General features: G+C 47.0%; 1 protein-coding gene. It reads right to left on the reverse strand.

What is annotated here, in order from left to right; genetic code table 11:
- Window positions 1-727, reverse strand: a 727-nt coding sequence (locus tag R7Z49_RS24805) for a class I tRNA ligase family protein (protein ID WP_318112346.1), incomplete at both ends; no start/stop codon positions are given.

The following is a 727-nucleotide window of genomic DNA, read 5'->3' on the forward strand; positions in this document are numbered from 1 at the left end:
CTCGTAAGCGTGATGATGTAGTAGCGCGCCTTTTTCTTTTAGCGTTTCTACTACAGCGTCATTCGCTTTGAATACGTGCTGGCCAGCAAAAAGCTCAGTGTCTGGTAGGTAAACACCGTTTGAGCCCACTGGGTTTGCCACTTCTAGGTTGTACTTTTGGCCAACCGCAAAGTCTTCCTGACCATGGCCAGGTGCCGTATGAACAACACCAGTACCTGAATCAGTCGTAACGTGATCACCAAGGATCGCCGGAACTGTGAAATCGTAGAATGGGTGTTGGAACTGAGAAAGCTCTAAATCCGCACCTTTCGCAAAACCAAGGTTATGGAAGTGCTCGATACCCGCGCGATCCATCACATCTTTTGCCAATTCAGCAGCAACGATAATACGCTCAGGGTTGTCACCCTCAACTTGGATTAGCACGTATTCAAGATCATCACGTAGACATACTGCGCGGTTTGCAGGCAGAGTCCAAGGAGTGGTTGTCCAGATAACGATTGAAACGTCACCCTTACCTTCGTGACCTTCCGTCAATTCAAATTTAGATAGCAGCGCAGCTTCGTCCGCTGTTTTAAAACGTACGTCGATAGATGGCGATACTTTATCTTTGTATTCCACTTCTGCTTCTGCAAGTGCAGAACCACAATCCGTACACCAGTGAACAGGTTTGAAACCTTTTAATAGGTGGCCATTACTTGCGATTTTACCAAGCGCACGAATGATGTTC

It is taken from the genome of Vibrio sp. 1562 (assembly GCF_033340155.1).
Lineage (GTDB): Bacteria > Pseudomonadota > Gammaproteobacteria > Enterobacterales > Vibrionaceae > Vibrio > Vibrio alginolyticus.